The following is a 10919-nucleotide window of genomic DNA, read 5'->3' as shown; positions in this document are numbered from 1 at the left end:
ATCGTTGTGCAGCTTATCCCTGTGAAGAGCCCGGCAGGGCCGGCGCCGATTACGACTACATCTCTCATATTTCTTCCTCCTGTTTTCCCATTCGATTTCGAGGAAAATCGAGTTATGAACGTTTCTCGTGATCACTTTCTTCTGAAAAGCGAACTAATCTTTGATGAGATTGCTCTAATCTCACTCTTTGCACTGATGAAAAACAAAGAGAAGAAAAGGCCATTTCCCACAAGAAGCCAGAGCGTCGTGCCTGTTTTGAACCTCAGAAGAAGAACGACAAGATAAACTGCAATTGAGAATCCAACAAGCCTAATTATTCGTTTGTAGGGCATGAAATTCAGACCCTCTCTTCCAATGAGCAGAACATAAATGATTGTGGCATTTAGGACAACGATCGAAGTGCTTGCCGCGATTCCTGCGTGACCGAAAGGTTCAAGCATAAGCCAGTCAAAAAAAGCATTCAAGAAGATTGAGAACACAGATACCATGGTAATCGCCTTCAATCTCTTTCTTGCCGTAAAATAGCTCGAGCAAGTATGGGAGATCGGTGAAAGCACTATTAGCGCCCCGTAACCTATTAGAGCCATGCTTACAAGGCTTGTGGAATTCGAGTCAAACTCTCCCCGCTGATAGATTATCTTCACAAGAGGCTCAGCCATCATGATGATCCAGGCCGCAAGAGGAAGAGAAATATTCAGGGAAGTTGTAACGGTTTTCCTTAGCCGCTCCTTCACTCTCTCTTTGTCGTCTGCAACTACGAGCTCCGAAAGTTCGGTATATGCAGTCATTTGGAAGGCAGATATCGTGAAAGTGATCAATCCGAGAAGCGTTTGTGCATACTGCAAAGAAGCGACTCGGCCAGGTGGAAGGAGTGAAACGAAAGCCTTATCAACCATGTTGTTTATGATACCCAGACTTCCGGAAAAGATTAGCGGAAGACTGAGATAAAGTGTTTCCACAATCGATGTCCCCCTGCCAATCTTAAGAGTGAACAGCTCTCTTGATTGAAGCAAGTACGCCAACACCGTAATCGCGTTTCCGAGTATCCAGGCAAGAATGTATGAGGCTTCAGAGAGAAACGGGGCGGTGAAAAATATGACTGGAATCGCAATTACGTTGAAGAACAGCTGTGAAATTCCGTATTGAATGAACCTTCTGTTCGACTTCAGAATCGCGCCCAGTATGCTTTCAATTCCGCCAATCAACGGGTAGATAGAGAGATATCTAAGCTTTCTGGCTGCATAGGCCACCACTTCGTCGGAAAAGCCGGGAGCGAAAAGCTTTATCACCAGTTCAGGAATAAGAAGAAAGACAATCCCCATAGTCAGAAATACGAGTGAACCGGAAATGAGAACAGCTCCCGCATATCTTCTTGACCTTTCCGGGTCCTCCTTTCTGATTGAATGATAGACCGGGACAAAAATGGCGGCAAGCGCTCCGGCAATTATTCCAGAAAGCGTTGTAGCCGGGGTCATAGCGACGAAGACTGCATCTAGATTTGCAGATGTACCAAACAATCCGGCGACGAGCATCTCTCTGAAAAAACCCATACCCTTCGACAAAATCGAAAAGGTAAGAATCGCTATAGTGCCTGCCGCGACCGATGTTGATCTGGGAATCCTTCTCATCACGCCTCCTGTTCCTCACAGTATAATTTACCACACCTCCGATCTCTCTTTAGCCCCCGTAATGGTAAACTAAATAATGGGGATGTCGATGCGGAGATCCATTTTCTTCTCAGTCACTTTGTGTATTCTGCTCTTTGCAGGATGCACCGGACCGTTTTCTACCGTACCGCAACGAAGAGTGATCACTCTGATTCCAGGAGACAACTCTTTTGAATTGGCCAGAGGCATAACGGCATACTTCAACAATGTTCAGACAGAAGAAGTCGTCTCTTACGAACTGCAGTCAATATCTGAAAGGACTACTCTGATCTTTTTCTATGAGAGTGATTTGGAAGTCCCTGGACCGCTTTTCGAGCTCTCCCACCTGGAGCTTGATGTCGGAGAAGGTCAGCTCTTGATGGTTCAGCCAATTCTGAGCGGCACCTCCTTTCTGCCCGTAGAAACCGAGTTTCAGTCACAGTGCAGCAGAGATTCCCTTTCCACGCTCGTAAGGTTTACAAGGCTTCCCTATTGCCTGTTGATTTCCAGAGCAGACGCTCTTTATGCTGCTCAACATCTGCCGGGAAAGTTTCTTCTTGAAGGCGACATTCTGTATCACATCGGCCCGAACTGGATTCCCTCCCACTCCGCACTATATCTGGGGGTTGATCAAGAAACAGCTATGACCGACGGGAATCTCGGCCTCAACGACGGTGTGACTTTCGGAGAGTCATATCCTTTTCTGACTCATGGGTACAATTTGGTCGAAGAGGGGGTATTCGTCTTCCCGAATGATCTTCAGAATGATGACTATGTGAGTCTCTTCAAGTACGATACTTACGAATCCCGATGGCTGAAATACTGGGCTACGAGTTTTTCCGGTGCGCGAAGATATCCGGGAGAGATCACTCCACAAGAACGCCGACGAATATCGAGATTCATCTTTGAGGCGGCAGGTAAGGGCGCTCTTTGGTCGGTTGGATTTGCCTGGTCGGGTTACTGGAATCTTCCCTTTACCGAAAGAGATCTTTATTCCTGCGTAGGGATCGTCGAAAAAGCTTACGAAAGCGCGGGTAAAAACATTGTCCCATTCTGGGAGGACATGTTTTACCTGAATTCCTTCGAGCAATTTTCAAGGACGATCCCCGTTCCCGAGATCACGGCTGTTATTGGAGAGACAATTGAATTCAGAGTAAACTCTCTTCTTGCGGAATGGCAATACATCGGATACGATAAATGGTCTTTCTCAGATCATGCATGGATTTGGAAGTCTACAAACGGAGTAGAGCTGGAGACGACTGCCGGTACCCTGACAAAAGAAGATAATCACTGCGTTTTCAGCTGGACCCCAGAGATGAAGGGAGACTTTCCTGTCATATTCAGATTCTTTGGAGAGTTTGAAAATCAAATCGTTGAAAGGACCCATACCCTGACTATTCACGTCATCGAAGAGGCTTCTTAGATCGGTCCCTCCCAGCCAAATTCGGAAAGGTCCACGGAATCGCTTTCATCAAACTCGATACCCTCTCTCTCGAGGATTGCCTTCTGAAGCGAGTACCCGTTCGGATCTCTTATGCTGATTCTTCCTCGCGCATTGATCACTCTCTGCCAAGGAATAGTCTCATCTGAAACTCCCGCCATGGCGTACCCAACCATTCTTGCAGAACATCCGCCTACCAGCGATGCTATCTGGCCGTAAGTTGCGACTCTTCCCGACGGAACCCTTCTTACCATGTCGTAGATTTTTGTGTAGATCGAGACTCTTGAGTTTTCCATATACGTCACCTCAAAGATTGTACTGCACGAAGAGCTAATCTACATATTAACGGCATCTCCCATTATACGGTTTTACTTCGTGATATAATTCCATTTAACTGCAGAAGCCCCATAAGGAGGTATTTCGAATGAAGGAGCTGAGCACCAGATACAATCCTTCTGACCTTGAAGAGAAATGGTATTCTCGCTGGAAGGAAGGCGGCTATTTCGAACCAAGAGGAACGGGCGAACCGTTTACGATAATGATTCCGCCTCCGAATATTACTGCCCCCCTTCACATGGGGCATGCCCTGAATCTCGTTATTCAGGACATCATAATCCGTTTCAAGAGAATGAAAGGATTCAGGACTTTATGGGTTCCCGGCGAAGATCACGCCGGCATCGCAACACAGAACGCAGTCGAGAAGGACCTCGCCAAAAAGGGAACAAACCGCAAGGAACTGGGCAGAGAGAGATTCCTCGAAGCTACCTGGAACTGGACTTCGGAATACAGACAGCGAATTCGTGAGCAAATAGAAGCAATGGGATGCTCGGTTGACTGGTCGAGGGAGAGATTTACCATGGATGACGGGCTCAGCGAAGCCGTAAGAAAGTCCTTTGTCGATCTCTACAAGCAAGGGCTTATTTACCGCGGCAAATACATAGTGAACTGGTGTCCGAGATGTGCCACTGTTCTATCCGACGAAGAAGTCGAGCATCAAGACGAAAAGGGAGCCTTCTATCATATAAAGTACCCTATAAAGGGTGGCGAAGAGTACGTCGTAATCGCTACTACTCGACCCGAAACGATGCTTGCAGATACGGCTGTCGCAGTCTATCCTTCAGACGACAGATACGAGGGCCTTTCCGGCAAGACGGTTATCCTGCCTTTAATCAATAGAGAGATTCCAATAATTCAGGACAGGTACGTAGATCCCTCCTTCGGAACCGGAGCTCTAAAGGTAACACCGGCGCACGATCCCAATGATTTCCAGATAGGCCTGCGACACGGTCTGGAGGTAATCGAGGTAATCGATAAAGATGCAAGGATTAACGAGAACGGTGGTGAGTATTGCGGACTCGATAGGTACGAAGCGAGAAAACAGGTCGTTAAAGATCTCGAGGAACAGGGCTTCCTGATAAAAGTGGAGCCCATGGTTCATGCAGTCGGAAGATGTTATCGCTGCGATACCATAGTCGAACCATCTCTTTCCGATCAATGGTATGTCAAAGTTGGACCGCTTGCAGATAAGGCTATCGAGGCCGTTGAGAGCGGAGAGATACTCTTCTTTCCAGAAACATGGAAGAAGGTTTATTCGAACTGGATGCGCGAGATTCGTGACTGGTGTATCTCACGCCAGTTGTGGTGGGGCCACAGGGTTCCTGTATGGTATTGTGAAGATTGCGGCGAGATAATAGTAGAAGAACATGATCCCGAATTCTGCCCCAAGTGCGGTTCTGATAAACTGAGACAGGATGAAGATGTTCTGGATACCTGGTTCTCTTCACAGCTGTGGCCGTTTACGACTCTAGGCTGGCCAGAAAAGACGTCCGATCTGGAAGCGTTTTATCCAACGAGTGTTCTGGTAACGGCCTTCGATATCATCTTCTTCTGGGTGGCAAGGATGATAATGGCAGGGTACCACTTCATGGGAGAGAAGCCTTTTGAGCATGTCTATATCACTCGCTTAATCAGAGACAAGACCGGCAGAAAAATGTCAAAGTCACTGGGGAATGGCATCGATCCACTTGACGTAATAGAGGAACACGGTACAGACGCTATGCGTTTCACGCTTGCCATTCTTGCGGCCCAGAATCACGACATCAAGCTCGACGTTAGATTTTTTGAAACTTACAAAAAGTTTGCCAACAAGATCTGGAACGCCTCGAGGTTTGTCCTTCTTAACATGGAGGGCTTCACAAAGATAGAGATCGATGAAACGAAGCTAGCTGTGGAGGATCGTTGGATAATGTCCCGATTGGCGAAGTCTGTTACAGCAGTCGAGAGGTCAATCGACGTCTATGATTTCCCGACGGCCTCCAAGATCATCTATTCCTTCTTCTGGAATGAATTCTGCGACTGGTACATCGAAAGCATCAAACCGAGACTGAATAGAAGAGGCGAAGATCGAACTGTAGCGCAGAATGTTCTAATTAAGACCCTAGACGCCTCTTTGAAAATGCTTCATCCCTTCATGCCTTACATAACTGAAGAACTCTGGCAAAGACTCCCGGCTTCCGAAGGCTTGTTGATTGCTTCCGAATGGCCGGAGTTCAATGAGTCGGATTTCGACGATGCTTCTGAAGACGAGTTTACGAGGATCATGGAAATAGTGAGAGGAATCAGAAACGTCAAGGCAGAGATGAACATTCCGCCCTCTTCGAAGACAGATGTCTACTGCCTCGGAAAAGAGATTGATTCAGAGATCCTGAAGCTTGTATCTCATCTTTCCAATTCAAACGAAATCGGCCGTGAAGATGAAAAGACAACGGGAAGCGTTTCAGCCTGGGCAGATACCGAAAATGCGCTGTATGTAGTATTGGGCGAGATTGACACCGGGGCTGAAATCGAGAGATTACAGGGAAAACTCGAGAAGGAGAGAAACGATCTTATCCGAACCAAATCTAAGCTTGAAAACAAGAGTTTTGTCGACAATGCTCCCGAAGAAGTTGTGAATGAGAACAGAGAAAGGCTTTCAATAAGTCAAGACAATATTCGCAGGATCGAGAAGATCATCGAAGACTTAAGATGAAGAAATATGCAGAAGCTATACAGTATCTGTACAATTCAAGACCCTACGGGAAGATCAAGTATGGCCTATACAGAATCAGGGAGCTTCTGGAGCGTCTCGGGAATCCCCAAGAATCATATCCTATAGTTCATATAACTGGAACCAATGGAAAGGGGAGCGTTGCGACAATTGCAAGATCGATACTAACGACTCACGGTTTTAGAACCGGGCTGAATATCTCCCCTCACATCACGACTTTTCGGGAAAGGATTCAGGTCGATGGAAGTGATATCTCCGAAGATGATGTCTGCGAAACTCTGAGAAAACTTGAACCTTCTCTCGAGAAGATGGACAGAAAGGGAGAGGAGTACGCCCCGAGTTTCTTCGAGGTAGTGACTGCAATGAGCTTCTTGCACTTCAAGGAGAAGAAGTGCGATGCAGTTGTTCTAGAAGTAGGACTGGGAGGCAGATTCGATGCGAGCAATGTTATTGACTCCTCCCTTGTTTCGGTTATTACCAGCGTAGGACTAGATCATACTGCCATTCTTGGCGATACCGAAGAAAAGATTGCAAAGGAGAAATCGGGGATTATCAAGTACAATAGTCCGGTAGTATCTGGAATTACGAGGCCGGCAATCAGGAGAATAGTCTCCGAAACGGCCGGAAGACTGGATGCCCCAGCTTTCTTCTACCAGAAGGATTTCGACGCGTATGGAAGAGAGTACAACATAAACAAAAACACTTTCGACTATCGAGGCAAAAAGTCTATCCGCAACCTCCGGATCAGACTCAACGGGGAACACCAGATTGCAAACGCGGCCGTCGCCATAAAGGCGACAGAGATCGGACTGGAAAAGATAGGCAATGGAGTGGATGAGAGGCGCTTGAGAGAAGCTCTGGAGAATGTCCGCTGGCCCGGGAGATTCGAGGTCTTCTCTGTGAACTCGAAAACGGTCGTGCTTGACGGCGCTCACAACCCCGAAGCCGCCAAGGTTCTCAGAAGGACTGTGGAGAGGTACTTCCCGGATGAGAAGATTACGCTTCTTTTTGGAAGTCTTGATGACAAGGATTATGAAAGCAACATCAAAACGCTTTCAAATATTACAGATAGAGTTATCGTGTGCAGAGTACCTAATCACAGAAGCGTTCATCCCGAAAGAGTCGCCGATACGTGGAGAAAGTATTGTTCATTCGTAGATCTTGTAGAGTCTCACGAGGCAGCTTTCGAGACGGCTCTATGCACTTCGGAAAAGATTCTTGTCTGTGGTTCTCTCTATCTGGTTAGCGAAATAAGAAACAGCCTGACTGGGGTGAAGGAAAGTGCTGGAAGGCATTGAGGGACGGGTAAAGGAGATAAGGGAATCTGAAGTTGTGGTGCAGGTTGGGGGTCTGTTTTTCAGACTCAACTGCACTCCGAATACTATCGGAAAACTTACAGTTGAGAAGGAATTCTATTTTCTGACATTCATGGCCTATTCGCAGGACAGACCGCCGGAACTCTACTGTTTCATCGACAATGAAGAGAAAGAGCTGTTCAACATCTTGCTGAAGGCCAGCAAAATAGGGCCTAAATCCGCCATGAAGATCTTGTCTTCAGCCTCTCCTTCGAGAATAAAGCACATCATTTCCTCGAAAAACGTAGCAGAGCTCTCCTCACTTCCGGGAATTGGGAAGAAGACCGCCGAGAGAATGATAGTTGAGATAGCTTCTTTAATAGATGCTTCGGAAATAGAGAGCGGAGATGAAGTGCCGGCTGTACAGCGATCCCGCGGTGAAGAGGCGATGGTCGCGCTGACATCCCTCGGTTTCGATGAAAACCAGGCCAAGAAAGTCGTTGTCAAGATCTTGAAAGAGAACAAAGAGATTGATACCCAGGAGCTGCTCAAGAAAGCCCTCAAAGAAATAAGAAAGTAGGATGTGCGCTGGCACATTCGAGGGACCCTTTGGCGTTGCGAAAGAGAAGCTGCGTGACGGCCGAAAGCCTCGACGGCAGACCTATTCGAAGAGAAATGTCAGTTTGTCTCCCCGAACGACAGCCGAAGACGTGTGTCGTGAATTAACTGCACAGTTGAAAGATGCTTCGCCCTTCATCGCCTGAAGGATTCAAGAATCTTCCTATTTGATCTGGTTTGAATCGGATATCTTTGCGATTGAAAACACCTGACTGCATGGTGTAAAATTGTTTACCGTTATGATTGAAAGGAGTTGATCTGGTGCTCTTCGAACTTGATTCTTCGTACAAACCCCAGGGCGACCAGCCTCAAGCTATCGAAAAACTAATCGAAGGACTCCAAAGCGGCGACAGATTTCAAACTCTTTTGGGAGTTACCGGCTCGGGAAAGACTTTCACGATGGCGAACTTGATCAGCTCCCTTCAACGACCGGCGATAGTTATCTCTCCAAACAAGACTCTTGTTGCTCAACTATACAGAGAGTTCAAAACTTTCTTTCCGAAAAACAAGGTAGAGCTCTTTATAAGTTATTACGACTATTACATGCCCGAATCGTACATACCATCCAAGGACCTCTTCATAGAGAAGGAAGCTGAAATAAATGAAACCCTGGAGAGAATGAGAATTTCCACTTTGAAGTCTGTTCTGACTAGAAACGATACAGTTGTGCTTGCAAGCGTCTCTGCAATCTATGCGAGCGGTGACCCGAGAGACTTTGCAACGATGAATATCTATATCGAACGCGGAAAAACATTGAACCGTAAGGAGCTCGCCCTGCGGCTGGCAAACATTCAATACAATCGCTCCGAAGACATATCAGCGGGAGGAATATTCCACGTAAAAGGAGAGATCTTTGAGATCTTCCCGCCCTACGAAGACTTTGGAATAAGGCTTTACTTCTTTGATGATGAGATAGAAAGGATCGTCACCTTTGATCCAATCAACAGAAAGACGATAGAAGAGCTTGATATGGTGACCGTCTATCCTGCAAAGGAATTCGTTACGACTCAGGAAAAGATCTCCGGAGCTATGCGGAATATCGAGAGCGAACTTGAAGAGAGGATAAAGCAGCTTGAAAGGGAGGGGAAATATCTCGAAGCTCAGAGATTGAAGCAACGTACGACGTACGATATGGAGATGCTTTCAAGTGTTGGTTACTGCTCGGGAATCGAGAATTACTCGAGGTTTTTCGATGGTCGGATGCCAGGAGAGAGACCTTACACCCTGCTCGATTACTTCGATAGAGAGAAGTTCATCACCTTCATTGACGAGTCTCATATAGGAGTCCCTCAACTGGGGGCCATGTACAGGGGAGACTATTCGAGGAAGAAGAACCTCGTTGACTACGGCTTCAGGCTGCCCGCGGCCTTCGACAATCGTCCTCTAAGATTCGAGGAATTTCTCGGCACCGTAGGTCAGATAATATTCGTCTCTGCAACGCCTGGAAACTTTGAAGTCGAACATTCTTCGAGAGTAATCGATCAGGTTATCAGGCCGACCGGTCTCATCGACCCCGAAGTTATAGTACATCCAACCGAGAGTCAGGTCGACGACTTCATAGAAAGGATGAGAAAAGTCAAGAAGAGAAATGAAAGAGCATTGGTCACCGTCTTGACGAAAAAAGCGGCAGAAATGCTTTCGGACTATTTGAACGAAGTCGGGATCAGGGCCGAGTATCTTCATTCCGAGCTCGACGCTATTGAGAGAGTCGAGGTATTGAGAAAGCTTAGAGACGGAACTGTTGAGGTTGTAGTAGGGGTGAACCTATTGAGAGAGGGGCTCGATCTGCCCGAAGTCTCTCTGGTTGCGATAATGGATGCGGACAAAGAGGGTTTTCTACGTTCGGAGACAACCCTGGTTCAAACTATTGGAAGGGCGGCCAGAAACATTAACGGTCAGGTTATTCTGTACGGCGATACCGTGACCGGCTCCATGAAGAGGGCAATAGACGAAACCAATAGAAGGAGGCTCAAGCAATTAATCTACAACAAAGAGCACAATATAACTCCCGAAACAATAGTCAAGCCGCTATATAGAAATATCTTCGAAGAGTTTGCCGGAGAAGATCTCAACAAAGAGCGCGAAGAAAAGGCTAGAGCAACTTACCTTGAAGGCGTCCTCGCACTTAAGGAGTCTCTCGATTACGACGATTACGTCGCTCTTCTCAACGAAGAGATGATAAGGGCCGTAGGGGAGCTCAGATTTGAAGATGCGGCGATCCTGAGAGATGAGATGTACAGCCTAAAAAAGAAGAGACAGAACATATAGACATTTTATAGATCAGGAATCGATCGTTTCAATACCGTTGTAGATCGACATTACTTTTCTAATATCACCTGTAACCAGTTCCTTTGCGGCGGTGACCGAGAGATCTATTGCCCTGCTCACCTTTCCGTATTCATCATTGCTGAATTTGCCCAGAACGTAGTCTACTATGTCTCCATATTCAGGCAGAGGTCCCACTCCGATTCTTATTCGCGGAAAGTCTTTTGTACCGATCTCCGAAATTACTGACTTCAATCCATTGTGGCCGCCGTCTGAACCGCTTTCTCTGATTCGTATCCTTCCAAGGGGTATCCATACGTCGTCATAAACGAGTACGAGAGTGTCTTCATCGGAGAAGTTAAGATCCTTCAGCATCATCATGACGGCAACACCGCTGAGGTTCATAAAAGTGAGAGGCTTCGCCACATAGATTTTCTCATCACCCTCAAGAAGATGGGCTTCGTAGATCCTCTTCTGAATGGTCTTTCTGAGGCCCAGCTTGATCATCTCATCTACGAAGAGAAAGCCCACGTTATGTCTCGTAAGCGCATAACGTGGGCCAGGATTTCCCAGTCCAACGAAAAGGAACACTCTCTATTCCTCTTCTT

7 protein-coding genes and 1 pseudogene are annotated in these 10919 nt (G+C 46.8%); 5 read left to right on the top strand and 3 right to left on the bottom strand.

Annotation, left to right across the window (positions count from 1 at the left end; all coding sequences use genetic code 11):
* Nucleotides 1-131: 131 nt before the first annotated feature.
* Nucleotides 132-1628, bottom strand: a complete 1497-nt coding sequence (locus ENN47_10970; protein HDP78679.1) for a virulence factor MviM — start codon at nucleotides 1626-1628, stop codon at nucleotides 132-134.
* A gap of 181 nt (nucleotides 1629-1809) precedes the next feature.
* Between ENN47_10970 and ENN47_10965 the strand changes: the two are divergent.
* Nucleotides 1810-3069 (top strand): annotated as a pseudogene (locus tag ENN47_10965) (hypothetical protein).
* Here ENN47_10965 and ENN47_10960 read toward each other — a convergent pair.
* On the bottom strand, nucleotides 3066-3383 hold the full coding sequence (locus ENN47_10960; protein ID HDP78678.1) for a cysteine methyltransferase: 318 nt from the start codon (nucleotides 3381-3383) through the stop codon (nucleotides 3066-3068). The pseudogene ENN47_10965 and the gene ENN47_10960 overlap by 4 nt on opposite strands.
* Before the next feature lie 128 nt (nucleotides 3384-3511).
* Between ENN47_10960 and ENN47_10955 the strand changes: the two genes are divergently transcribed.
* The 4 genes from ENN47_10955 (at nucleotide 3512) to uvrB (ending at nucleotide 10314) form a co-directional block, all read left to right on the top strand.
* Nucleotides 3512-6115 carry a valine--tRNA ligase gene (locus ENN47_10955; GenBank protein HDP78677.1) on the top strand — a complete coding sequence of 868 codons (2604 nt, stop codon included), beginning with the start codon at nucleotides 3512-3514 and terminating at the stop codon, nucleotides 6113-6115.
* Nucleotides 6112-7431 (top strand): bifunctional folylpolyglutamate synthase/dihydrofolate synthase, encoded by a 1320-nt coding sequence (locus tag ENN47_10950; GenBank protein ID HDP78676.1) that lies wholly within the window; start codon nucleotides 6112-6114, stop codon nucleotides 7429-7431. The genes ENN47_10955 and ENN47_10950 overlap by 4 nt, the downstream gene beginning before the upstream one ends.
* The gene (gene ruvA / locus ENN47_10945; GenBank protein HDP78675.1) at nucleotides 7415-8008 is read left to right on the top strand and encodes a Holliday junction branch migration protein RuvA; all 594 of its coding nucleotides are present in this window, start codon (nucleotides 7415-7417) and stop codon (nucleotides 8006-8008) included. The genes ENN47_10950 and ruvA overlap by 17 nt, the downstream gene beginning before the upstream one ends.
* A gap of 299 nt (nucleotides 8009-8307) precedes the next feature.
* The gene (gene uvrB / locus ENN47_10940; protein ID HDP78674.1) at nucleotides 8308-10314 is read left to right on the top strand and encodes an excinuclease ABC subunit UvrB; all 2007 of its coding nucleotides are present in this window, start codon (nucleotides 8308-8310) and stop codon (nucleotides 10312-10314) included.
* Nucleotides 10315-10326: 12 nt separating this feature from the next.
* Here uvrB and ENN47_10935 read toward each other — a convergent pair whose 3' ends face one another.
* Nucleotides 10327-10902, bottom strand: a complete 576-nt coding sequence (locus tag ENN47_10935) for an aminoacyl-tRNA hydrolase (protein ID HDP78673.1) — start codon at nucleotides 10900-10902, stop codon at nucleotides 10327-10329.
* Nucleotides 10903-10919: the final 17 nt, after the last annotated feature.

Source organism: Mesotoga infera, from assembly GCA_011045915.1.
GTDB lineage: Bacteria > Thermotogota > Thermotogae > Petrotogales > Kosmotogaceae > Mesotoga > Mesotoga infera_D.
This window is presented reverse-complemented; position numbering and strand designations above follow the sequence as displayed.